This is a genomic window from Psychrobacter sp. NPDC064578 (assembly GCF_044901245.1).
In the GTDB taxonomy this organism is placed as follows: Bacteria; Pseudomonadota; Gammaproteobacteria; order Pseudomonadales; family Moraxellaceae; genus Psychrobacter; species Psychrobacter cibarius_C.
This window is the reverse complement of sequence record NZ_JBJDPI010000006.1, coordinates 227,081-250,483: the sequence shown is the minus strand read 5'-3', so window position 1 is coordinate 250,483 and position 23,403 is coordinate 227,081. Positions and strand designations below refer to the sequence as shown.

Below are 23,403 nucleotides of genomic sequence, written 5' to 3'. Positions count from 1 at the left end.
CTAAGACAGCCATTCCAAATCAAAGTTCCAGTGATCAAGTAGGCGTTTTCCATTGAGAGAACGCCTGATGCCACTGTCTACAGCGCACAGCGATTTGATCCACGGGCAAATCCATAATATCCCCAACGACCGCCACGTAAGTAATGGGCAAACCTGCCAGCTTGGTGACATTTTCTGCCGTCAAGCCACCGATGACACATATCGCTATATTTTGCTGACAGCCATCTATGAGCTGCTGGCGCGAGATAATATTGGCGTTAGGTTTTGTATTTGAGGTAAAAATCGCACCCATAGCGGCATAGCTTACGCCCTCGTTTTTTGCTTCTTCAACCAATTCCACCTTGCCATGACAAGTGCGTCCGATCATTTGGTTGGCATGTAGTTCGTGCTTAGCATCGGCAACTTCGCCATCTTGTTGACCCAAATGCACACCAACGCCGAGCTTGGCAGCCAGTTTAATATTGTCATTGATGACGACTGGTACGTTGTACGCTTTCGCCAACTCAACTATTTGTCTAGCCTCTTCGTATAGACGAGACTCACCATCAGGTAGCGCCAATATCTGCTTGCGACGAATTTGTAATAGCGCGATGAATCCTGTTGCTAGTGCTGCTTCTAATTTGCGATACAGCAGCGCAAACTCATCGTCATTGGTCAGTAAATATAATTTTGGCGCTGGTATAACAGTCGTTGTTTGAGTCATATTATTTTTCCTAGAGTGTGTCCTCATTTTAAAAATGGAGATAAAAATGAGATAAATTTTTAGCCCATGTAGAAGTCCATTGATTAAATTAAAGACATACCTTAAATTCAACACAATAAAAAGGCTGTTATATCGAATAACAGCCTTTTTATAAATGCTAAAACAGTAAAGTTATACCGTGCGGCGTGTCGCTAAACTGTTTAGAATATTTTTGGCATCACCCCAACGTGTGGCTGAGCTGTTCGCTCCTAAGATGACGATAATTGCTGGGCGGTTATTCACACGTGTTTCCATGACCACACAACGACCAGCTTCATTGATGAAACCTGTTTTTGAGATACCAATTGGATAATCACCTGCACGAACCAAGCTACTGGTGTTATTGGCTTTATAAGTACGGTTACCACTTGAGTAGTTAGAAACATAAAAGTCATAGCTCTTGGTGGTCGAGAAACGACGAATCACGTCATAGTTACCCGCCGCGCGAACCATTTTAACCAAGTCATTTGATGAAGCGACATTGCGCTTATCAAGACCCGTTGGATCACCAAAAAAAGCAGTGGTCATACCCAGATCTTGAGCTTTGCGATTCATGGCACGTATAAAGGCGGTATAGCCACCTGGATAATTACGCGCTAAACTCTTTGCTGCTGGGTTTTCTGATTTCATCAATGCCATGAGCAACATCTCGGCACGATTCAAACGATCGCCTGATTTAAGGTTAGAGCTGGCACGCTTAGGACCGACGAAATCTTCTGGATCGAGTGTGAGCTCTTCACGCATATCGAGACCAGCATCCAATACGACCATGGCCGTCATCACTTTAGAGATACTGGCCATTGGGCGCGCAATGTCAGCATCTTTTTCATAAATAGATTCGCCCGTTTCAGCATCGATGACCGCAACACTACGCGAATCAGTGCTGATCGGTATCATGTTACTGCTGCCAAATGAGCCACGATACGTTGTATTGTAGCTGTTACTGCTATTGTAACTGTTATTACTACTACCGAAGCTATTGGCGTTGGTGATACTGGTCGTACCATTGCCACTATCAACTTTCTTGATAGCTGAGCCTTTGGATTTGTACATAATATTGCGTGCTTCAGACAAACTATCGGCACCGCCCCAACTCATGCGAGCACTAGAGCTAGTGTCAGCGCTACCATTAATAGTAAGTGCGGCTTGTGCAACACTGCCCAAACTCAATGAAATCATAGCAGCGATTAATTGCTGTTTGGTTAATGGTAGTTGCTTCATTATGCCTCCTGCTGTCACGATGCTGTTAATTAGAGAATCAGTTACATACTAACCAATAGCAACAACGTACGTAGCGTTTATGAATGGGTTTATAAGTACTCGTATAGAGTTTTTGTATTTTTAGTGTATCATGGTTTGCATTTAAGTTTAATGTATCAAGCTGATTTAATAATTTATTTTGGTGTAATTCAAATTTTACTACAACCACTTTATATTACAGAAACATTGACTCACATTTCAGCAATATATCTTAACTTTGAACACTGTAATTATTCGTTTTTTGTTATATTAAACAATGGTATCTATCTAAAAGATTAGCAATATTTTATTTTTTTCAAAAACTAAAAAAACGACTCTAATGATTTTATTTTTTGTCATTTAGCGTCAACAAAAGCCTTCATTCTGACAAACAACAAAGAGTATCGTTATGATTAAAGTACTGGTAGTAGATGATCATGATTTGGTGAGAATGGGTATTAGCCGCATGTTGTCAGATAGTATCGATATCGAAGTAATCGGCGAAGCGGACAGTGGTGACATGGCCATCAAATTGGCCAAACAATTACGCCCTGATGTGGTTTTGCTTGATGTCAATATGCCTAATATTGGTGGGCTTGAAGCAACCAAACGCTTAATTCAGCTGGATATGGGTATCAAAATATTGGCCGTCAGCAGTATGTCAGCGCAGCCGTATCCTTCTATGCTTATCAAAGCGGGGGTCAATGGCTATATTACGAAGGGCACGCCGCTCGATGAGATGATTCGCGCTGTCAAAAAAATCTATCAAGGTGGTCGTTATTTTAGCCAAGATGTCGCTGAGCAACTGGCTGATGTTTTGCTGTCAGATAATGCCAACTCACCTTTTGACTTACTGAGTGATCGCGAAAAACAGGTGGCAATGATGGTCGTTAACTGTCAAAGCCCACAGCAAATCGCTGACCAACTATTTGTGAGTGTCAAAACCATCAACACTTACCGCTATCGTATTTATGAGAAAGTTGGGGTTGATAGCGATGTGAAGTTAACACATTTGGCCATTCGTCATGGTCTAATTCAGCCATAACTCATTAGGGCGTGTCCTCAATTCAATTGATGGACATCTACATGGGCTGAAAATGACTAAATTTTATCAAGTATCGTCAAATATCCCAATATTAATGACGATATTTTTCTTGCTTGATTGTAATTTATCTCTATTTTAAAGTGAAGATACACCCTAGCAACTGTTCTCTTATTGCGGTCAATCTATGAAGCCTGCTACTAATATCGTCTCTGCTGTTACTCACTATTTGCATCGTGATGACACGCTATCTCTACCTCAATTGCGCAGGTTGGGGCTTATTTATAGCAGTTACCGCTTTGCTGTTAGTCTGTTTTCTCTACTGATGGTGTATATCACCGCTCACTCTGACAACAGCCTCTCTCTACCAAGCTTTTTACAACAAACAACGCTTAGCTTTTATTTCCTACTTAGTCTTATTTTACTTGGCTTATTTTATGTCGTTAATCAGCAAATGCGGCGGCAGTTAGCCTTTGGTTTAGTGTTAGACGTCATTATATTAAGCTTATTACTATATACAGCGGGTGCGCCTGATTTACAGTTGACCATGTTATATATGGTGGTGGTCGCAGCGAGTTTTATGTTGCTACACGGCTCACAAGCCTTAATTATTACCCTACTTGCTATTATTTTTGTCATTTATCAGCAATTCTTTTATGCCATTGCCAATAGCATGAGCTTAGCAAATTTAGGGGACGCATTGCTCATGTCAGCCAGCTTTTTGGCGGTTGGTGGTTTGAGCTGGTCCATCTCACAGCGTTTGGTACAACTTGAGAAAGTAGCAGCGAGTCACGCTAAAGAAGTTGAACGATTAAACGTCATCAACCAAGAAGTCATCACGCAAATGGTTAATGGTGTCATCGTCATCGATAAACAGCATATCGTTTTGGCAAACCTTGCCGCTCACCAATTACTTAGCCTTTCACATACCCCTTCCGCATCATTGCACAACACCTCTATTGATACAAAAGATACTCGAAACAATACTCGCAGTGCACTCTTATCTAACTTTCAGCAGCAGCTTGGTCAACAACACACGCAGCTATTTAAAGCCTGTTTGTCAGTAGCAGCAGGCCAATCACGCACCTTTATTTATGATTTGCCTGCAGTCGCAAACGCTTCCATATTTGGTAAACTGCGCGTACAAATTATTCCATTAAAAGATGACAGTAAACTGATAATGTTAGAGGACTTACGCCGCGAGCAAGCCAGCGCCCAACAATTAAAACTGGCTTCTTTAGGGCAATTGACGGCGAGCATCGCCCATGAAATAAGGAATCCTTTGGCAGCGATATCACAAGCCAGCCAATTATTAATGGAAGATGTTATAGAAGCCAATCTAGAAGTCGATACAGCAGATAATACGATAACGCCGCCTATCTCAAGTGATGATATGGCAGCGAATCATGAGCTTTATCAAATGATATTTTCACAAACAAAACGCGTGAATCGCATTATCGAAGATGTACTAAAACTGTCGCGCCAGCAAACCGCAAACCAGCAGGCGATTATATTGGCAGACTGGATGCCAATATTTTTAGAGAATTACTTTCAAGGACACGATGTTTTTCTACATGTAAAAACACAACCGACCATATCATTCGACACGCATCAACTAGAGCAAGTCTTAATCAATTTAATTAACAATGGCTTGCGCTACAGTAGCTACGCCCACCCTCATGCCTATGTGGAAATCGAGATTTATTGTGCGGATAACGATGTTATAATTGATATCTTGGATGCTGGTCGCGGGGTTAGCACCAAAGATTTGGAACATTTATTTAATCCATTTTTTACGACAGACCAAGCAGGGACAGGCTTAGGACTGTATTTATCACAAGCTTTTTGTGAGGCCAACCAAACTCGCTTGCTTTATATTCCTGAACATGAGAAAACCTGTTTTCGCCTGATAGCACCTGCTATTGGCGCCTATAGTCATATTAATAAAATTGAACATAGTGTTGATACCACTATTTTATAAATATTAACGTTACCAAGTATTAACATTACATAGAATACTTTGCCATTAAGGCCTCTTGGTTTTTACCATTTTATAGCTATTGAATACGATGAGATGATGTATGACAACAACCGCGCTAGTCGTTGATGACGAAGTGGATCTGTGCCGATTGATGCAAATTACTTTGACCAAAATGGGCATTAAAAGTGATGTAGCATATACTCTGTCACAAGCAAGATCATACTGGCAAGACAATGATTACGATTTTTGTCTGACCGATTTAAAGCTGCCTGATGGGTCAGGACTAGAGTTGGTAAAAGAAATCAGTAATAGCTCTAGTACGCCCATTGCCGTGATTACTGCTCACGGCAGTATGGACCTCGCCATTGAAGCATTGAAGCTTGGTGCTTTTGACTTTGTGAATAAACCTCTTGAGTTACCGCGCCTACGTCAACTGGTGGAAAATGCTTTAAAAGTTATTCATCAAGACAATGAAACAAAAGCCACAGCCGAATGCTCACCCGAACAAAAACTGCTGGACAGTAGACTCATTGGTGATTCTGCGGTGATGCACCCACTGAAAAATACTATTTTAAAATTAGCACGCTCACAAGCACCTGTATTTTTGTCAGGCGCTTCGGGTACTGGTAAAGAAGTGGTTGCCCGATTGATTCATGATTTAAGCCCACGCCGTGATGGTAGCTTTGTACCAGTAAACTGTGGGGCGATACCATCAGAGCTGATGGAATCAGAGTTTTTTGGTCATAAAAAAGGCAGCTTTACAGGAGCTGTCGCTGACAAACAAGGGCTGTTTCAACAGGCCAATGGCGGCACGTTATTTTTAGACGAAGTGGCAGACTTGCCTTTAGCCATGCAGGTAAAACTACTGCGCGCCATTCAAGAAAAAACGGTGAGAGCCATTGGTGATACCAAAGAGGTTCCCGTAGATATTCGTATCTTGTCCGCCACCCACAAAAATCTAAACCAATTGGTGCAAGACGGTGCGTTTCGACAAGATTTGTACTACCGTATCAATGTGATTGAGTTAAAACTGCCGACGCTCAATGCACGTCGTGATGATATCCCTGTATTAGCCAAGCACTTTTTAGCATTAATTGCTGATGAATGGCAGCTAGAGAACCCACCCATACTCACTGTTGAGGCATGCGAGCGTTTGCAAGATCATAACTTTGCGGGCAATGTTCGTGAACTGCGTAACGTCCTTGAACGTGCAGTAACCCTAGCAGAGACACCACACATTGACATCAGCCACTTGGGTTTGCCTGATATTGATATAACCCATCACCGCGCAGTCTCTCAAGATCAGAAGAGTGAGCCAGCGGTTGTCAATAATACTCAACATTCTGAGCTTCAAACAAGCCATCAAGTGGTCGCTCAATCGATAGAAAATAGAGAAAAAGTCATTCAATCTATGGATGAGACAATAGCGCCACAGGTCAAGCAATTGACGACCAACTTGCATCCTTATCGTACTAACGCTCAGCACTACCCTTCTATGATACAGCGTTCAGAAAGCCCAAACCATACAGCCCGTCACAATCACGAAGAATCTGTCACCAATCGATCTATTGTGCAGGAAAGTGATGAAAAAGCAATTCTAAGCAAATTAGAGGATGGTCAGTTACCCTCTCAAGGGTTAGAACACTACCTACAAGAACAAGAAAAACAGTTGATTATTACCGCACTAAAACAAACGGCTTGGAATAAAACGCAAGCAGCTGAACTACTAGGCACCACTTTTCGCTCTTTACGCTATCGCATGAAAAAACTAGAGATAGCTGAGGATCAATTCGAGCCATAGCATTCGCTATTTTTGAATAACGATAAATGATATTTTAACGTTGATATATCGCGATAGCCTGTCTTTAAGCGAGCCTTACTGAACCCTATCGCCTGCCACCGCTTGATCGACTTTGGCAGGTTTTCGGACAAAACGAATACCCGAATCAAGTGCTTTTGTTTTTAGTAAAGCGAGCGCTTGCTGCTCCCATGTACTTTCACTTCCTGACAAGGTCATATCAGGCTCTACACCGATTCCATCGATCTTATTGCCTGACGCTGTCATGTAGTTGGCGACGGTTAGTTTGACAGCTTGCTCATCATTCAGTGGGATGACCGACTGTACAGACCCTTTACCATAGCTGACTTCACCAACGATTGTGGCACGTTTTTGTGCTTGTAAGCTACTGGCCAGCACCTCTGCCGCTGACGCCGAATAGCGATTTTGCAACACCACCACTGGCAATGATTCAAGTATCGCCAGCCCTTGAGTGGATAGCGTACGCGTATCACTTTGACGACCCTTTACTTGTACCACATCAGTGTCGCTCATAAACAAACTGGCTACGCTCACCGCCGACGTTAGCACCCCGCCTGGATTATCACGCATATCTAGCAAGATACCTGTGATAGGTGCGTCTAGATCTATCAAGCCTTCCAATAGTTTTTCACGGCTATTATTTTGAAAGGCAGGTAACTTAATAACAGCAACACCGTCAATGAGACTTGCCTCGACCGTTTGAGGGTGACTGTTATTACGCTGCAAGGTCGTGGTATGTTTGCGGCGACCAGCTTTTGAGGTGACAACATCTACTTGCGTCCCCGCAATCCCTGTCAAAAGCTGCTCAATATCGTTACTTTCTTTATCTTCATCAAGCTTGAAATCACCGACTTGATGTAAATAATCGCCAACCGCAATGCCCTTTTTATCTGCAGGCGATGCATCAATAACCTCTGTAATCACCCAATAGCCATCTGTAGGCTGATAATTGACTTTGATACCCACATCACCCACATCACCTTCGGTAAAGGCACGCAGATTTTCATAAGCCTCAGCATCTAAAAATTCAGCATGACTATCTAGCTTAGTCAACATACCACTCAACGCATTATTGAACAGCTCTTCATCATTGACCGCATCTACATATTCACGGCGTACCAAATCCACTACCGCAACAAACGTCTTGAGCGTTTCTGGAGAAATGGCATTCAATGATACTTGCGCAACCTCAGGTGGAATACTGACATCAACCTCGTTCGTGTCATCGGTCAAGGCACTCTCATCTGCGACACTGTCTATCGAGTCGTCAACTTGGTCGGCCGACTCAAGCATATCAGCGACATCTGATAAATTATTAGTGTCATCTTCTGTGGCTATCTCATCGGCATTTAAGCTAATCAGTTGTAGACTGGCGGTGGGGTTATTGATGGTCGCATTAGCTGGTGACTTCGCTGCTTGTGCGTACATACTAGCAGTGCTGAGCCCAATCAGACCTATCATCAATGCAGGTTTAAAAATAGTCGGCGCAGTGAATACCTTCATAGCTTGTTTGCCCAATCGCTTCGTCACTGGTAAGCGCATAAAATAAATAGAACGCATAAGAGAACTCGTTTAATAATAGAATTATTTTTATAGATATATAGATGAATATTTATCTCATAAGATAGCATCAAGAGCCAGTCTAAGACTAGGAGAGTATTGCAAGTAACATTCACGATAACTGATATGATTTCATCAAATGATGAGTAACGGTGTCAAGTTTGTTTAGCAGGCTAAATATCATACTTGCCCTTATTTTTCTCACTATCCAAACATTTAAAGATAAATAAAGTCAGCCAAATATCTCTTAAAAAACAAATCAAAAAAAGGAGAGACAATAAATATCTCTCCCCTTTCTATTACTTCTAACAACGCTAGTAAGTGGTCAATACAATAGTATTAAATGCCTGACTTACAACGCTGGAACCAATAGACTTTCGCCCGTCATTTCAGCAGGCTGCTCAATATCCATCAGCGCCAAAATAGTCGGTGCGACATCGCTCAACTTACCACGACTACGTACTTGTAGCTTTTTCTCACCCACGTAAATGAGCGGTACATGCTCAGTGGTATGTTGAGTATGTACTTGACCGCTTTCGTAATCTTGCATCTGCTCACAGTTGCCATGATCTGCCGTGATAAGCATATCACCGCCAGCAGCGCGTACCGCTGACTCAATACGGCCAACACAGACATCTAGTGCCTCTACTGCTTTTACAGCCGCATCAAAAATTCCCGTATGACCTACCATATCACCATTGGCATAGTTGACAATTAACACGTCATATTTGCCTGATTCAATGGCAGCCACTAATTTATCGGTCACTTCAGGCGCACTCATCTCTGGTTTCAAATCATAAGTCGCCACATCTGGAGAGGGTACGAGAATACGTGTCTCGCCCTCATACTCTTCTTCACGACCACCGCTAAAGAAAAACGTCACATGCGCGTATTTTTCAGTTTCAGCGATACGCAGCTGAGTTTTACCATTGTCTTGCAAATATTCGCCAAGCGTATTGGTCAACGACGTGGGATAATAAGCAACGCTAGTCTTGGGATTGTCTGCTAAAACGTCAGAATATTTGGTCAACATCACAAATGCCGCAAGTTTTGGCTGCTTATTACGGGCAAAACCTGAAAACTCATGATCTGGCAAGACAAAAGCTTGCGCCAGCTCACGGGCACGGTCAGCACGGAAGTTCATAAAGATAAGCGCGTCATTGTCATCAACGGTATATGGCACTTCATCACGGCCAATCACTACGGTCGGGTTAATAAATTCATCGGTTTCGCGTGCCTTATAAGCAGCTTGTACTGCGCCATCTGCACGCGTAGACAGACGATCGGCTTTACCTTCAGTGATAAGCTCATAGGCTTTTTGCACACGATCCCAGCGATTGTCACGATCCATTGCATAATAGCGCCCAATGATACTGGCAATCTGTACGCGGCCGCCTTCATAATGAGCATTAAGCTTATTGATATGATCCCGCAGACGATTAATATACTTATCCGCCGATTTAGGTGGGGTGTCGCGCCCATCCAAGAAGCAATGTACAAAGACATTTTTAGCGCCGTGCACTAACGCAGAGTGGCACATTGCTTCGATGTGATCTTGATGAGAGTGGACGCCGCCATCTGACAGCAAACCCATGATATGCACGTTACCACCCAACTCGTTCGCGGCTTTTACCGCATTGACTAAAGCTTCGTTTTTATAAAATTCACGATTGGCTACTTCACTTGAGATACGAGTCGAATCTTGATACAGAACGCGACCCGCGCCTAAGTTCATGTGCCCAACTTCTGAATTGCCAAACTGCCCATCTGGCAAACCAACGTCTTCTCCAGAAGCAGATATCAATCCATGCGGATATTGCTGATAAATCCTATCCAAATTTGGCATATTGGCGGCAGCAATCGCATTATCCTTATCATCTTCACGATGCCCAAAACCATCTAATATCATTAAGACATGCGGCACTTTTTTATTTTGATCGCCATCCTGCTTGCTATTGAGCTGAGCCTGATTATCATCGATAAATGCTGATTGTTGCTGGGTATTGGTCATGGATTACCGCTCCTCAAGTGAATGAACGCCTATAATGCTATATTAGGATGTTTAAAGCCCTCTATATTAACACACATCTTAAAATAGCTGAAAAATCGTCATTTTACGCCCACTCTTAAGCGTTTAAAGCATACTTATTTAAAGCACATTTATACAATAGAAAAGGCGGTTAAAACTTAATAGCAATAATGCCACTCTCTAAATCTACGTATCAATCTGTAAATCATACTTGCAATCATTCAAACCATTCGTTAATATAATTATATTCTGAAGTGTTGGCTAGTAGATGTTTATTCCCTGAGCCGATAATGCTTTACCAGGATGTGGTACCTATTGCTTCATTGTGTATGCCTGCACCACTTGCGGTGTATCAGGAAACCTGCAGAGGCAGTGACGCATCCGCCCTGAACTTCACGGTTCATGGGTCACCATCTTACAGCGGCACTTCGGTTGTTCTATTCGGTTAATTATTATTTTATTTATATTCGGTAGGTTTACTTATCACCTCATAAAGAATTAGTAATAACCATTAAAAACCCCCTTTTATCAATGATAAAAGGGGGTTTTTCTATGCTTGCCGATTAATTTAATTATTCGTCATTGGCAGATTTGGTGATTTTTTTCACATCCTTGGGAATGGTTTTTGCTGTCCCATCAATCGTTGTATGCTGTTTAAACCCATCACCAAACGGGTTTTGTTGTTGACCAAATGGGTTCTGATTATTCATACCTCCTGCGCCGCCGAATGGGTTTTGACCGCCCATGCCCCCAAACGGATTTTGTCCGCCGCCCATCTGTCCACCCATTTGCTTGGCCATCATTTCCATCATTTTTTGCTGATTATTCATGACATAATTATTAGCAAAGTCTTTGAGCTTCTTTTGCACGGGTGGCAATATCACCAATAATGCGAGCAAATCGCTCAGCACACCTGGAATGAGTAGCAAAATACCAGCCGCTGCCATGGCCACACTTTTCATCATGGTTGATTCTTGCGGACGCATTGATGGGTTCATCATGCCACCTGCTTTCATTTGCTGCGCCATTGGATTGAGGGCAGCCATCCCTTTACGCAAGAGGGAGATACCGATGACTGCGGCGATAATAAACCACATAAATACCCACCAACCACTCATAAACTGAGCAAGCAAATACCAAAGTAGCATCTCGATAATAAACCAAACAATGGCAATACCAACTATCTGACCCATAAAGTGTCGTCCTATAAAATAAAAACCAATAAATTGAGCGCCATGCAAATTAAGATGGCTAACATATGATGTATATGGGGATTGATTGCTATACTATCAAACTTAAGGCTGATTTTTAAGCCATATAGTCGGTACAATATAATTTGGATACAAGGAAGATGAGTAAAAGTACTACGAGTAGTAGGCTGAGCGAGTCTGACACCGTATCTGATTTATATAGGATTGAATATAAAATAAAATATAAGCAAGATGGAATATTATGGCAATTATTATTGGAATTGATCCTGGTTCGCGCATGACTGGTTATGGCATCGTGCAGCAAACAGGCGACAAACTCACCTATATCGATGCAGGTACCATACGTACCGACACCAAAGAGATGCCTGAACGTCTAAAGCGGATTTTTAATGGCTTAACGCGCATCACACAGCATCATTTGAAATATGCAGATGAGCCTATTTATACAGCTATTGAACAAGTATTTATGGCAGAAAACCCTGACTCAGCGTTGAAACTTGGGCAAGCGCGAGGTGCTGCTATTGCCGCCATGGTTGCTCTAGATTTAGAAGTATCGGAATATACCGCTCGCCAGATTAAGCAAGCCGTTTGCGGGTATGGCGCAGCGGCGAAAGATCAAGTGCAAGAGATGGTCTGCCGCATACTATCTTTGGATGTCGTGCCACAGCAAGATGCCGCCGATGGTCTTGCCTGCGCCATCTGTCATGCGCATTCAAGCCATTCCATGAATAAATTAATATTAAACAGCGCCATGCGTGGGCGCGGTGCGTCTAAGAAAAAAGGCCGCTGGCGTTTGACAGAAGAAGATCTGGGGAACTTGCGTTAAGAACGCTTATAACACAAGCATAAAAAAACACGCGTTCAAATGCCGCGTGTTTTTCGAACTATCTAAGTTATTTATACTATCGTTTTGCTATAAAATAGCTTTACTATAAAAATAAAGCGGCTTAAACCGACTACTCTGCGACGGCACTTTCAATCACTGCATCCAACACATAAGCATATGCTTCGCCTTCTGTACTATTGCTATCGTCACTGTCTAATGGGTAACGCTGTAGACGTAATACTTCATCGTGCATGCCATCATGCTGATAGCCATCGATTTCACCCGTAAAGACTGCCCACTTGCCTTCGCTCGTTTTAATACCTTGGTCATCATAGGTAATGGGTTTCACTTGTAGACACATCTCTGAGCCATTATCGGTGCAAGGTATCATTTTCGAGCTTACTGCCCAGAATACGGTCTCACCTTTACTATTATACTTGGCTTGTGAGGTAAGCATGCCTTCCCAAATCAACGTTGCTCCGACACTGGTCACTTGGGTTAATATTGGCTTATCACTCTTGAGACTATCATCCTGAGAGTTGTTGTCTTTAGCGTCGCCATCTTTGGCACTGTTAGCTTTCACTAATGTTAACTGGCTTTCACCTTGCATCAGCTGATTTAAACTATTTTCAGCCTTATCGAGCTCACCACAAGACATTTTCGTACTCATACCCTCTTCAATAGTCAAAGTGTGACCTTGCAATTGGTAGACAGCGCTCATAGTATTACAGCCAACGCTATAACTTAACGTATTCTCACCTTGGTATTGATTAAAAGACAAACGCACTTGGTCTTTAATATCCGTCAGCATATTTAATGGCTGTGCGCCTTTATCCGTTACAGACATCAATGTCCAACGATAACGTGAAAGATTGGCAATCATTTTCTCTTCATCGCTCATCTTATCCATCTGAGTCTCATCCGTTACTGCATCAGCATTCATATCTATGCCATCATCATTTATTGCATCAGCGCTTGTCTGAGTGCCTTCTTGTACATCACTTTCATTGGGCAAAGAGGTATCTTGGCAAGCACTTAAAACAACGCTTAGTGCCAACAAACTTGGTAGTAAAGTGAATCGAATTGGCCGTTTTTTAACAGATGAGGTCATAGCAGTCATACCTTGTGGTTATCCCTTTTTTAAGTCAAAGTATTTGAAAAATCAGGTTAAATATTTAACAATAAGGGGCTGATGATATCCACTTTATTAAAGCGTCACAATTCACCACTATAGCGCCGTTGATTATCATGGTTGTAACAAAGTGTTTATTTTTATGGATTCATCGTAACTGCTATTTTAATATTTAAAAGTACCATAAAAAATCAATGGTCTCAGATAATTGAAAATTTCATCAATTATTCAAGACCATGAATGATGTCACATTTTTAATTTTTCGCGCTAGTCTTACTCGTTTGTATGAGCAATTTTGGCTTTTGCCATATTTTTAATACTGAAACGCTCATTCATCATTTGATAAAAACGCGCAAGATTTTCGCCCTGCTCATTCGGATTTACGTTAAGGACTTTACCAAAATCCAAACCGAGATATAAGACGATATCAGCAAAGCTTAATTGTTCACCGACCAAATACTCACGACCTTCTAAAATATTTTCAAAATAAGCGAGGGCTTTAACAGCCCGTGCAACAGATGGCGCGACAAACTCTGGGACTTGCTCAACGCGTTGGGCTTTGGACGGATGGCTGTGTTGAAAAGCCAGCATAAAGTTATATAATACCTCAAACTCAGCAATGCGGCGCATAGCGCACACTTGCGCACGTTGTATTACATCATTCCCCATCACCGAGCGCTCACCATAGACACGGTCGAGATACTCACATACAGCCTGTGAATCATTGAGTACAGTGCCATCACCTAGTGTTAGAACTGGCACGGTCTGCATTGGATTTATTTTGGTGAACTTGTCTGACATTTGCTCATTGGCAGCAAAATCAATGTCAATCACGTCCACATCATCCATATCATCGACATCGATGCCTTTTGATGCTAACAAAATAAGGGCTTTACGTGGATTGGGCGCAGTACGGGTGACGTATAGTTTTTTCATGGCAAACTCCTTGTAAGATTGAACAAAAGCGATTCAACGCTATCTGGTTTTATTATGGTTATTACGCTGTTGATGATAGATAAAGACTGACCATCCTTTATACAACTGTTATATCCTACTCTGCTCATCATAGCAAAGCCTTATTAGGCTTGCTTTTTTGATCAGAGACTAAACAACAAAAAGCCCCACAACGTTACGTCATGAGGCTTCATTTCATTCATCCAATCATACTACTTATTTATTGGGTGCAGGCGTGGTACGTAAATAAGGCTTAATTTCTGTATAACCTTTAGGGTATTTAGCCGCGATATCTTCGTTTTTGACACTTGGTGGAATGATGACATCATCACCATCTTTCCAGTCAACTGGCGTCGCAATATTATATTCATCAGACAGTTGCAGAGCATCAATGACACGGATAATCTCGTCAAAATTACGACCACAGCTTGCAGGATAAGTCAGTGTTAAGCGGATTTTTTTATTTGGATCAATAATGAAGACACTGCGTACCGTATGCGTGCTATCTGCATTTGGATGCATCATGTCGTATAGCTCAGCGACTTCTTTATTCGGATCAGCAATGATTGGAAAATTTAGCTCAGTACCTTGCGTCTCACCAATGTCTTTTGCCCACGCATGATGGTCATCGATACCATCAACAGAGATACAAATTGGCTTGACACCACGCTTTTGAAATTCGCCATTCAGTGCCGCAGCACGCCCAAGCTCAGTAGTACATACTGGCGTAAAATCAGCTGGATGGGAGAAAAAAACGACCCAATTATCGCCTGCCCACTCGTGGAAATTGATATTACCCTCTGTGGTTGCAGCGTCAAAATTCGGTGCGGTATCGCCTAAACGTAAATGTGCCATGCTTAATTCCTTAGCTATGTTAGTGATGAGCACTAATATCCAAAGATATTCGCGTGCTCTATTATTATCAACGTACTTTTTATTATCAACGTGCCCTGTCAGATATTACACAATAACTCAAAGCACGTCAGCAAAAATTCTATTTTATCTTAGCAAACTGGTTATGACTGTCTTGTGAAGGGTTGTAATGCGGTTATTCTGTTTATTACTAAGTAATTTAGCATAGACTTAACGAATGAATCAAATCACCATTCCAGAATCCCATAAACAAAAATCACCGAATTTACCTTTTTTACTGGTGCCACCTGCTGCACGCCCAGCATCTGTTAATGTAAGCTCACCTTCTTGCTCTTGTAAATATCCCGCTGCAAGTAACTTATCATTTAACTCTTGGGTCTTAAAACCCAGCTCTTTGGCAAGTTTCGCCGTCGTTAATTTAGCGTAATTAGGCGTTGCCGCTTCTATAGCAGTAGGTGCGACCGTTGTATTAGCATTATTGCTGGGCATAGTATGACTGGCAGTAGCAGTATTATCAGCCCTACCATCAGATTCAGTCACTTTTTCAAGCGACATGCGCACTTCATCGCTGATACGAATAATGCGCTGTGCCTCCTCATAAGTATCGGCATATAGTTTGGCATCTTCATTACGATAAATCAGCACGCCCATTTCATTATTATTGACTTGGCTAAATTCATAAAGGTTCAAACTGGTAATGATGCATTCGTTTTCATTTAGATAGCACTTTGCATGCAAGTTTTTGCAAAAGCTGGTGCGAATAAAGGTCAGATTTTTGAGCCAGTTTATCTCTTCTGGGTGTAAATCATTCTTGCCATAAACGATTCTAATATCAATTTTGAGACGATTACGGTCTTCTAATAGCTCTTTAATACGCTCATTCAGCTTTAAATAGGGACTGATGATAATCAACCTATCAGACGCATTTTTAATCAATTCTTCTAAATGGTAAGTCGTGCCACTGCTGTTTAAAAATTTTGCCATTATTATTTCCTCAAATCTTACGATCAATCACTTTATAATCATGCACAAAAAAGCCCATCCCTAGCGTACTAGAAATGGGCAGGCTTGCAAACTACTATTGTTCAGTAGTTTTTCAAATAAGCGCTAATGCCGCTAATAGTGATAAATTAAGCTGGCTTATAGCTGTCACGCAAGCTGACGATTTGGTTAAAGACTGGTTTATCAGTGCTATGGTCTTCGCTATCAGAGATAAAGTAACCTTCACGCTCAAACTGGAAGCGTGTGCCAGTGTCCGTATTCACCAATGACGGTTCCACCACGGCATTGAGTTCAGTCAACGAGTTAGGATTCAATGCTTGATGAACGTCAGCGACGCCACTTGGGTCTTCGACACTAAATAACTGCTCATACATGCGCACCGTTGCTGGTATACCTTGGCTAGCGGATACCCAATGAATCACGCCTTTAACCTTACGACCTTCAGGATTTTGACCCAATGTCGCCGGATCAATCGTCGCTTTTAGTTCAACGACATTACCTGCGTCATCTAGTACATGTTCGGTCACTGCCAACACATAGGTGTTACGCAGACGAATTTCTGGCTTTTCTGGTGATAGACGCTTATAACCTGCTGGCGGCTCAATTTCGTAATCGCCTTGATCGATATAGAGAGTCTCAGTGAAAGGAATCTCACGCTCGCCCATATCGACATTAGGATGATTTGGCTGCGTCAGCCATAAGGTTTGCGAAGCATCATCAAAGCGAGCATTGACGCTGTCCGCTTTTTGCGACTCCCAACTGCTGACCGCTTCGGCAAAGTTGGTAATGGTCACTTTTAATGGCTTAAGTACCGCCATACCACGACCTGTGGTCGTCTCTAATGATTGGCGAATACTAAATTCTAATAAGCGAAAGTCAACGACGCTGTCTACTTTGGTTACACCAACACGCTCACAGAAATCACGTAAACCCTCTGGTGTATAACCACGGCGACGCATGCCAGCGATCGTCGGCATACGCGGATCATCCCAACCACTAACGATATTTTCGTCAACCAACTGTTTAAGCTTACGCTTGCTGGTCAAGGTATGATCGACATTTAAGCGACTAAATTCATACTGGTGCGGTGGTACATCAAAGCCAATTTTGTCAATGACCCAATCATAAAATGGACGATGATCTTCAAACTCCAGCGTACACAATGAATGGGTAATGCCTTCGAGTGCATCAGAGAGCGGATGGGCAAAATCATACATGGGATAAATGCACCATTTATCACCCGTTTGGTGATGCGCTTGATGCATAACGCGGTAGATAACGGGGTCACGCATATTCATGTTTGGGCTTGCCATATCAATTTTGGCGCGCAACACTGCTTTACCTTCCGCAAACTTGCCTTCTTTCATGTCATTAAAGAGGGTCAAGTTTTCTTCAACACTGGCAGAACGATGTAGTGACGCTGTGCCTGCCTCATTGAATGAGCCTCGGTTTTCTTTAATTTGCTCAGGTGACTGCAAGTCTACATAGGCATCACCCTGTTCAATCAACTGCACAGCCCATGCATACAACTGGTCAAAGTAGCCTGACGCATGGTGCGCCTCTCCTGCCCACTCAAATCCAAGCCATTTCACATCATTCTCGATGTTGTCGATGAAATCTTGCTTTTCTGCGGTTGGGTTGGTGTCATCAAAACGCAGGTTACAAACACCACCAAACTCTTCGGCCACGCCAAAGTTTAGGCAGATAGATTTTACGTGCCCCAAGTGCAAGTAACCGTTTGGCTCTGGCGGAAAACGCGTCACGATTTGTGGGTATTTTTGCGCCTTGACATCGTCACGAATGATATTGCGAATAAAATCGTTTTTTTGTTCGTCTTTTTGTGCATTGTTGCTTGAGTGCTCACTCATCGGGCATTGCTCCTAACGCAAATTGTCAGTTCATGCTACGTGCCATCACGCAGCATGGAAAATTCAAACCAAATCATTAAAAACAAGTTATTAAAAATGATAATAAAAAGCTAAAGTTGCGTTATTCTATCAGCTTTTGCGAACGCATTAACAGCCTGATACATGACACGAGATAAAAAAGCCGTTAGACTAGCCATAACTTTTTAATCACCAACTTTTTAGCCACCACTTAACAGCGTCATTTTAGGCGCTGCAATCAAAGAGGAATATCACATGGTAGACATGCCACCAGTAGTAGAACTAGACACCAATATGGGTGCGATCGTTATCGAACTCAATGAAGAAAAAGCACCAAAAACCGTTGAAAACTTTTTAAACTATGTAAAATCTGGTCATTATGACGGTACGATTTTCCATCGCATCATTGACGGCTTTATGATTCAAGGCGGCGGAATGGACGCTGAAATGAATGAAAAAGCGACCAATGCTCCAGTTGAAAACGAAGCAGACAATGGTCTAAAAAACGACGCTGGTACGATTGCGATGGCGCGTACGCAAGATCCGCATTCAGCAACCAGCCAGTTTTTCGTTAACGTAAAAGACAACGATTTCCTAAACCATTCTGGCAAAAACATGCAAGGTTGGGGCTACACCGTATTTGGTAAAGTAACCAGCGGTATGGACGTCATCGAAAAAATGCGCGGCGTACCTACTGGTCGTTTCGGCATGCATGCTGATGTGCCAAAAGAGCCAGTAGTTATCAACTCAGCGACTATTATTACTAAGTAACTGCTACTAAATAACTGTCTCTCAGTAATCATTCTTCAATAGTTATTACTCAGTAGCGATGAGTCTGTAAAAGCTTATGAATCGTTACTGTTTAAAATTACGAGGATAAGGATAAATGCAAAGTTTTGACCACCTAATTACCACCAGCCCTCATGAAGTGCGGCAAGTATTGATTAGCGATTTGCATTTATCGCCTGAAGAGCCTGCCTTAGTGCAGGCTTTTTTGGCGCTGCTTGATGATTGCCTTGCTCTGCCTGCGCTCAAACGCTTATTTATCTTAGGTGATTGGTTTGAAGTTTGGCTCGGTGATGATTTTTATTTGTCTTTATCCGACGAGGAACGACAAAGTCATTGGCTCACTCCGCTTATCGTTAAATTAAAAAAACTACGGGTAGCTGGCTGCGAGATTTTGGTCATGCATGGCAACCGCGATTTTTTGTTAGGTCAGCCTTTTTGTAATGTATTCGGTGGCGAGCTTATTTACGAGCCGTATACTTTAACTGTCGGTCAGCAAAATTATCGTCTAGAGCACGGCGATGCGCTGTGTACTGATGATAAAAAGTATCAGTTTTTTCGCAAAATAATGCGTAATCGTTTGACTCAGTGGTATTTGCTCAATAAATCGTTAGAGAAACGTTTGGCTATCGCCGATAAAATGCGGCAAAAAAGCCAGCAGAATAATGCCAATAAAGCAGCACGTATCATGGATGTCAATGATGATGCTGTGCTGCAAGCCATAGCGGATAGCGATGCTTTACTGCACGGACATACTCATCGTCCAGCTATTCATCACGCGACTCATGATAAAAAACGCTACGTGCTTGGCGACTGGCGATTGTTAGATAAAGATACACGCCAGCCAAAAGTTAGTGCGGTGATTGGCGCAGTGACAGGCGACGAGCATTCAAATGACAGTTTTAATAGTACTGCTGCTGAATTTAGATTGATTGAGTTTACATCGCTCATTTAATGTCATTTTTTTTGAGCGCCTCTGAACAATAAAAAAGGTCTGTTGAGTTATCAACAGACCTTTTTTATTTAAATTACACTGCATGATTGAAGCGAATTTAAGTGTCAAACTATTGATCGCTCAACTCTTACTTTACGGTATTAATTTAAAGAAATGTTGACGATAATGCTTCAATTCACGAATAGAATCACGAATGTCATCTAACGCTAAGTGACTGCCACCTTTTTCAAAGTTTCTGAGAATATCAGGACGCCAGCGGAAACAAAGCTCTTTGATTGACGACACATCCAGATTACGATAATGGAAGAATTTTTCTAATTCCGGCATTTGACGCGCCATAAAGCGGCGATCTTGACAGATGGAATTGCCACACATTGGCGACTTACCACTATCGACCCATTTATTGAGAAACTTAATGGTTTCAGCTTCGGCCTCTGCCAATGTCACGGTACTACGGCGGACACGGTCGACCAATCCTGACTGACCATGCTGCTTGGTATTCCAATCATCCATTTTATTTAACGTTTGATCCGATACTTTTATAGCGAACACTGGCCCTTCGGCAAGGACATTCAAATCTTCATCAGTGACAACGGTAGCAATCTCGATAATCTCGTCATTCAAGGTATCCAGCCCGGTCATTTCTAGGTCAATCCATACCAGCCCTTTTTTGCCTTGGTTTCTAATTTTAATCTTGTTGGGGTGGTCACCGGTACTCATAAAATATCCTATGGTCAATAAAGTTTAGAACAACTTTGGAGCAATATTAATTAGATAAATCGCCTGTCAATGTTCATGCATAAGTAGCAAAACGTTGCATCTACTGATTTATAACCCTTAAAACGTTACAAAATCTCTGTCTGCAGCAGGCGCTTTAGGCTGTATGTTATCAAACTTTCACGCTACACTTAGCAATATTTTTTTAATAGGTTTAAAACCCATGGCATTAATTCGGCAACGCAAGCTGACTAAGCAACAGATTCGTCGCATCGACAAACAACAGCTGGCAAGTCAAGACAGCATCGATGACAGTTTGATGGATGGCGTGGTCATGGCGCATTATGGCAAGCAGTTGGAAGTACAAGTGACCAGCTTGCCTGCGGTGATACCTGTGCAGCCGGAGATTGCACCCGATGATCCTGAGCCGTTTTGGCAAGAGCTGGCATTAGGCGATATTTGGCGTTGTCATGTGCGTACCAACTTACCGATGCTAGCTGCTGGCGACCAAGTACGCTGGAGTGCTGATCCTAATACTGGCTTTGGACGTATTGAATCGGTCAAGCCGCGTACCTCTCTGGTCTCGCGTCCTGATCGTTATCATAAACTTAAACCTGTCGCCGCCAATGTCGATATTTTAGCCATTGTCTTCGCGCCGCTACCTGCTGCCGCGCCAACCCTCATCGATCGTTATTTGGTCGTCTGTCATCATGCTGGCGTAAAGCCGCTGTTGGTGCTTAATAAAGCCGATTTATTGGCAGAGGAAAACGGCGTCGATACCAAAGAATTACTCGCACAATATGCTTCTCTCGGTTATGAGAGCGTCTTGACCTCAGTCGACTGCCCTGAAAACGTTGCGGATAGCGATGAGCAAGAAGGGCTGGATGAATTAAAACGTTATATCGATAAAAAACTGGTTATTTTTGCAGGGCAATCTGGTGTCGGTAAAAGCAGTTTAATCAATGCACTGCTACCTGAATCGGCACAAAGCGTCAATATCATCTCTGATAACTCAAAACTTGGTCAACACACCACCACCACCAGTCGCTTATTACCATTTAATCCAGCTGACTTGACCCAAGGCGGTATCGTCGATACGCCAGGTATCCGCGAGTACGGCATTTGGCATCTCACACCCGATGATATCATTTCAGGATTTGTGGAACTTGCACCCTTATCTGGCAACTGTCAGTTCCGTGATTGTCGTCATACTCACAACAGCAAAGGCTGCGCACTATGGCAAGCGGTTGCTGACGGCGTGGTATTGCAGCGCCGTGTGGAAAACCTCGTGACTTTAAGAGAAGAGGCTGATACTAAGCCCTATTAATACGGGCAGTATTAATATTGGCAGTATTAGTATCCGCCTTATTAATCGTAATCGCTGCCTTATAGCTCGTTAATCGCTTGGTTGACCATCGCCCGTTTACTATGGATGGTCTAATCGGTATAATAGCGCCTTGTTCAGTATCGTTAGGCTGTCTTCTCAGCTTAACCGAACACTTATTTTTTTGGAGGTATGGTTTGGATCGTGCGCTGGAATTTGTGGGCAACCACCCGTTTTTATTTGGTATATTAGCCGTACTTGCCGTGCTATTTTTTACGATTGAAAACAAACGTAGTGGCAGAAAAATATCGCCCAATACCTTAGGTATGATGGTTAACTCGCAAAACGCGCAGCTAATCGATATTCGTGCCAAAAAGAAGTTTGAGACCGGTTACATTCAAGGCAGCCGTAACATACCGTTCACCGAGCTCAAAGACCGCTTAGAAGAAATCCGTGCAATTGAGCAGCCAGTGATTATCATTTGTGATATGGGTGTGCAAGCAGGCGCGGCTATTCAGATGATCGGCAAGGACAGTGTCTATCGCTTAGAAGGTGGTATCGGCGGCTGGCAAGCAGCGGGCATGCCATTAGTTGGTTTAAAAGACGCAAAGCCTAAAAATAAAGGCAAAGCCAAACCAAGTCTACATAAGTAGTCCGCTATACTGATGTTTAAAAATATTTAGCCCGTATCAATTGATATATGATTGAGGGGCGTTGAATATTTATAAATAAAAAAGACACCTTATCGATAGGTGTTTTTTTGTTTGTGGCATTTGTGCTACCGTCAGAGCTTTTATACTCAAGCATCTTGAATTTGCTCTGCTCATCCCCACTTTAATAACGAGCATTACCGAATCTATCTTCAATTTACTTGCTGGTAACGGATTATAAGAATTTTTATCAAATAATTATTTATAATACTTTTTATAATAAAACGATTACCTTCTAAATTTATAAATAAGGATTTACCATGACTGTCGCTGTTAAAGTTTACACCACCCCTATCTGCCCATATTGCTCAAACGCCAAACAACTCTTAAAAACTAAAGGCGTTGACTACGAAGAAATTGGCATGCACGATATGAGCCGCGAAGAGCGTCAAGAATTAATGAAAAAAACCAATAACTATCGCACTGTGCCACAGATTTTCGTCGGTGAGACCTTTGTCGGTGGTTTTGATGAACTCAATCAAATGAACCAACAAGGCAAACTTGACGAGCTATTAGCAGGTTAATCTGCTACTTTTCGTTGCTGTCTGTCTTTGCCTGTGCAATGATAGACAGCGGCAAAGATAAAAGAGAGTAATAAAAACATCCAGATTTTGT

20 protein-coding genes and 1 other RNA gene are annotated in these 23,403 nt (G+C 42.3%); 10 read left to right on the top strand and 11 right to left on the bottom strand.

What is annotated here, in order from left to right:
- Window positions 1–34 precede the first annotated feature (34 nt).
- Both ACI2JM_RS09215 and ACI2JM_RS09210 read right to left on the bottom strand, forming a co-directional pair.
- Window positions 35–703 (bottom strand): thiamine phosphate synthase, encoded by a 669-nt coding sequence (locus ACI2JM_RS09215; protein WP_404643716.1) that lies wholly within the window; start codon window positions 701–703, stop codon window positions 35–37.
- 171 nt (window positions 704–874) lie between these two features.
- On the bottom strand, window positions 875–1,963 hold the full coding sequence (locus tag ACI2JM_RS09210; RefSeq protein WP_045451193.1) for a serine hydrolase: 1,089 nt from the start codon (window positions 1,961–1,963) through the stop codon (window positions 875–877).
- A gap of 427 nt (window positions 1,964–2,390) precedes the next feature.
- Between ACI2JM_RS09210 and ACI2JM_RS09205 the strand changes: the two genes are divergently transcribed.
- The 3 genes from ACI2JM_RS09205 to ACI2JM_RS09195 all read left to right on the top strand — a co-directional run bounded on the left by ACI2JM_RS09205 (window position 2,391) and on the right by ACI2JM_RS09195 (window position 6,805).
- The gene (locus ACI2JM_RS09205; protein ID WP_055123802.1) at window positions 2,391–3,026 is read left to right on the top strand and encodes a response regulator; all 636 of its coding nucleotides are present in this window, start codon (window positions 2,391–2,393) and stop codon (window positions 3,024–3,026) included.
- A gap of 184 nt (window positions 3,027–3,210) precedes the next feature.
- Window positions 3,211–5,004, top strand: a complete 1,794-nt coding sequence (locus ACI2JM_RS09200; protein WP_404643714.1) for a sensor histidine kinase — start codon at window positions 3,211–3,213, stop codon at window positions 5,002–5,004.
- A 100-nt stretch (window positions 5,005–5,104) separates the two neighbouring features.
- A complete protein-coding gene (locus ACI2JM_RS09195; RefSeq protein ID WP_404643712.1) occupies window positions 5,105–6,805 on the top strand; it encodes a sigma 54-interacting transcriptional regulator in 1,701 nt (566 codons plus the stop codon).
- Window positions 6,806–6,880: 75 nt separating this feature from the next.
- On the opposite strand, the gene ACI2JM_RS09190 is transcribed toward ACI2JM_RS09195, so the two are convergent.
- Both ACI2JM_RS09190 and gpmI read right to left on the bottom strand, forming a co-directional pair.
- Window positions 6,881–8,383: a S41 family peptidase gene (locus tag ACI2JM_RS09190; protein WP_404643710.1), complete on the bottom strand. Its 1,503-nt coding sequence runs from the start codon at window positions 8,381–8,383 to the stop codon at window positions 6,881–6,883.
- Window positions 8,384–8,735: 352 nt separating this feature from the next.
- On the bottom strand, window positions 8,736–10,394 hold the full coding sequence (gpmI, locus tag ACI2JM_RS09185) for a 2,3-bisphosphoglycerate-independent phosphoglycerate mutase (RefSeq protein WP_404643708.1): 1,659 nt from the start codon (window positions 10,392–10,394) through the stop codon (window positions 8,736–8,738).
- Window positions 10,395–10,655: 261 nt separating this feature from the next.
- On the opposite strand from gpmI, the gene ssrS reads away from it, so the two are divergent.
- Window positions 10,656–10,851, top strand: a non-coding RNA gene (gene ssrS, locus ACI2JM_RS09180) — 6S RNA.
- Between the two features lie 133 nt (window positions 10,852–10,984).
- Here ssrS and ACI2JM_RS09175 read toward each other — a convergent pair.
- Window positions 10,985–11,605 (bottom strand): FxsA family protein, encoded by a 621-nt coding sequence (locus ACI2JM_RS09175; RefSeq protein ID WP_055123798.1) that lies wholly within the window; start codon window positions 11,603–11,605, stop codon window positions 10,985–10,987.
- A 259-nt stretch (window positions 11,606–11,864) separates the two neighbouring features.
- On the opposite strand from ACI2JM_RS09175, the gene ruvC reads away from it, so the two are divergent.
- The gene (ruvC, locus tag ACI2JM_RS09170) at window positions 11,865–12,449 is read left to right on the top strand and encodes a crossover junction endodeoxyribonuclease RuvC (RefSeq protein ID WP_404643706.1); all 585 of its coding nucleotides are present in this window, start codon (window positions 11,865–11,867) and stop codon (window positions 12,447–12,449) included.
- Window positions 12,450–12,579: 130 nt separating this feature from the next.
- Here ruvC and ACI2JM_RS09165 read toward each other — a convergent pair whose 3' ends face one another.
- The 5 genes from ACI2JM_RS09165 to ACI2JM_RS09145 form a co-directional block, all read right to left on the bottom strand.
- Window positions 12,580–13,560: an META domain-containing protein gene (locus ACI2JM_RS09165; RefSeq protein WP_404643704.1), complete on the bottom strand. Its 981-nt coding sequence runs from the start codon at window positions 13,558–13,560 to the stop codon at window positions 12,580–12,582.
- 294 nt (window positions 13,561–13,854) lie between these two features.
- Window positions 13,855–14,517 carry a glutathione S-transferase family protein gene (locus ACI2JM_RS09160; RefSeq protein ID WP_060491527.1) on the bottom strand — a complete coding sequence of 221 codons (663 nt, stop codon included), beginning with the start codon at window positions 14,515–14,517 and terminating at the stop codon, window positions 13,855–13,857.
- A gap of 234 nt (window positions 14,518–14,751) precedes the next feature.
- A complete protein-coding gene (locus ACI2JM_RS09155) occupies window positions 14,752–15,390 on the bottom strand; it encodes a peroxiredoxin (protein ID WP_045446971.1) in 639 nt (212 codons plus the stop codon).
- Between the two features lie 240 nt (window positions 15,391–15,630).
- The gene (locus ACI2JM_RS09150; RefSeq protein ID WP_404643702.1) at window positions 15,631–16,392 is read right to left on the bottom strand and encodes a phospholipase D family protein; all 762 of its coding nucleotides are present in this window, start codon (window positions 16,390–16,392) and stop codon (window positions 15,631–15,633) included.
- A gap of 146 nt (window positions 16,393–16,538) precedes the next feature.
- Complete coding sequence (locus tag ACI2JM_RS09145; RefSeq protein ID WP_404643700.1) at window positions 16,539–18,278, bottom strand: glutamine--tRNA ligase/YqeY domain fusion protein; 1,740 nt, start codon at window positions 18,276–18,278, stop codon at window positions 16,539–16,541.
- A gap of 273 nt (window positions 18,279–18,551) precedes the next feature.
- Between ACI2JM_RS09145 and ACI2JM_RS09140 the strand changes: the two genes are divergently transcribed.
- Window positions 18,552–19,067 (top strand): peptidylprolyl isomerase, encoded by a 516-nt coding sequence (locus ACI2JM_RS09140; RefSeq protein WP_045446977.1) that lies wholly within the window; start codon window positions 18,552–18,554, stop codon window positions 19,065–19,067.
- 115 nt (window positions 19,068–19,182) lie between these two features.
- Window positions 19,183–20,037: a UDP-2,3-diacylglucosamine diphosphatase gene (locus ACI2JM_RS09135; protein WP_404643698.1), complete on the top strand. Its 855-nt coding sequence runs from the start codon at window positions 19,183–19,185 to the stop codon at window positions 20,035–20,037.
- A 132-nt stretch (window positions 20,038–20,169) separates the two neighbouring features.
- Here the strand turns inward: ACI2JM_RS09135 and orn are convergent, their stop codons facing one another.
- Window positions 20,170–20,757, bottom strand: a complete 588-nt coding sequence (gene orn / locus ACI2JM_RS09130) for an oligoribonuclease (protein ID WP_045446983.1) — start codon at window positions 20,755–20,757, stop codon at window positions 20,170–20,172.
- A 220-nt stretch (window positions 20,758–20,977) separates the two neighbouring features.
- On the opposite strand from orn, the gene rsgA reads away from it, so the two are divergent.
- The 3 genes from rsgA to grxC all read left to right on the top strand — a co-directional run bounded on the left by rsgA (window position 20,978) and on the right by grxC (window position 23,312).
- Complete coding sequence (gene rsgA, locus ACI2JM_RS09125) at window positions 20,978–22,081, top strand: ribosome small subunit-dependent GTPase A (RefSeq protein ID WP_055123794.1); 1,104 nt, start codon at window positions 20,978–20,980, stop codon at window positions 22,079–22,081.
- Window positions 22,082–22,275: 194 nt separating this feature from the next.
- Window positions 22,276–22,731: a rhodanese-like domain-containing protein gene (locus ACI2JM_RS09120; RefSeq protein WP_045446990.1), complete on the top strand. Its 456-nt coding sequence runs from the start codon at window positions 22,276–22,278 to the stop codon at window positions 22,729–22,731.
- Window positions 22,732–23,048: 317 nt separating this feature from the next.
- Window positions 23,049–23,312 carry a glutaredoxin 3 gene (gene grxC, locus ACI2JM_RS09115; protein ID WP_045446994.1) on the top strand — a complete coding sequence of 88 codons (264 nt, stop codon included), beginning with the start codon at window positions 23,049–23,051 and terminating at the stop codon, window positions 23,310–23,312.
- Window positions 23,313–23,403 lie beyond the last annotated feature (91 nt).

What these genes read in the sequence shown, in the direction of transcription:
- ACI2JM_RS09210 (WP_045451193.1), bottom strand. Translation starts at nt 1,963, where the DNA reads ATGAAGCAACTACCATTAACCAAACAGCAATTAATCGCTGCTATGATT.
- ACI2JM_RS09165 (WP_404643704.1), bottom strand. Translation starts at nt 13,560, where the DNA reads ATGACCTCATCTGTTAAAAAACGGCCAATTCGATTCACTTTACTACCA.
- ACI2JM_RS09160 (WP_060491527.1), bottom strand. Translation starts at nt 14,517, where the DNA reads ATGAAAAAACTATACGTCACCCGTACTGCGCCCAATCCACGTAAAGCC.
- orn (WP_045446983.1), bottom strand. Translation starts at nt 20,757, where the DNA reads ATGAGTACCGGTGACCACCCCAACAAGATTAAAATTAGAAACCAAGGC.
- ACI2JM_RS09175 (WP_055123798.1), bottom strand. Translation starts at nt 11,605, where the DNA reads ATGGGTCAGATAGTTGGTATTGCCATTGTTTGGTTTATTATCGAGATG.
- ACI2JM_RS09155 (WP_045446971.1), bottom strand. Translation starts at nt 15,390, where the DNA reads ATGGCACATTTACGTTTAGGCGATACCGCACCGAATTTTGACGCTGCA.
- ruvC (WP_404643706.1), top strand. Translation starts at nt 11,865, where the DNA reads ATGGCAATTATTATTGGAATTGATCCTGGTTCGCGCATGACTGGTTAT.
- ACI2JM_RS09215 (WP_404643716.1), bottom strand. Translation starts at nt 703, where the DNA reads ATGACTCAAACAACGACTGTTATACCAGCGCCAAAATTATATTTACTG.
- gpmI (WP_404643708.1), bottom strand. Translation starts at nt 10,394, where the DNA reads ATGACCAATACCCAGCAACAATCAGCATTTATCGATGATAATCAGGCT.
- ACI2JM_RS09200 (WP_404643714.1), top strand. Translation starts at nt 3,211, where the DNA reads ATGAAGCCTGCTACTAATATCGTCTCTGCTGTTACTCACTATTTGCAT.
- grxC (WP_045446994.1), top strand. Translation starts at nt 23,049, where the DNA reads ATGACTGTCGCTGTTAAAGTTTACACCACCCCTATCTGCCCATATTGC.
- ACI2JM_RS09195 (WP_404643712.1), top strand. Translation starts at nt 5,105, where the DNA reads ATGACAACAACCGCGCTAGTCGTTGATGACGAAGTGGATCTGTGCCGA.
- ACI2JM_RS09150 (WP_404643702.1), bottom strand. Translation starts at nt 16,392, where the DNA reads ATGGCAAAATTTTTAAACAGCAGTGGCACGACTTACCATTTAGAAGAA.
- rsgA (WP_055123794.1), top strand. Translation starts at nt 20,978, where the DNA reads ATGGCATTAATTCGGCAACGCAAGCTGACTAAGCAACAGATTCGTCGC.
- ACI2JM_RS09145 (WP_404643700.1), bottom strand. Translation starts at nt 18,278, where the DNA reads ATGAGTGAGCACTCAAGCAACAATGCACAAAAAGACGAACAAAAAAAC.
- ACI2JM_RS09135 (WP_404643698.1), top strand. Translation starts at nt 19,183, where the DNA reads ATGCAAAGTTTTGACCACCTAATTACCACCAGCCCTCATGAAGTGCGG.
- ACI2JM_RS09205 (WP_055123802.1), top strand. Translation starts at nt 2,391, where the DNA reads ATGATTAAAGTACTGGTAGTAGATGATCATGATTTGGTGAGAATGGGT.
- ACI2JM_RS09140 (WP_045446977.1), top strand. Translation starts at nt 18,552, where the DNA reads ATGGTAGACATGCCACCAGTAGTAGAACTAGACACCAATATGGGTGCG.
- ACI2JM_RS09190 (WP_404643710.1), bottom strand. Translation starts at nt 8,383, where the DNA reads ATGCGTTCTATTTATTTTATGCGCTTACCAGTGACGAAGCGATTGGGC.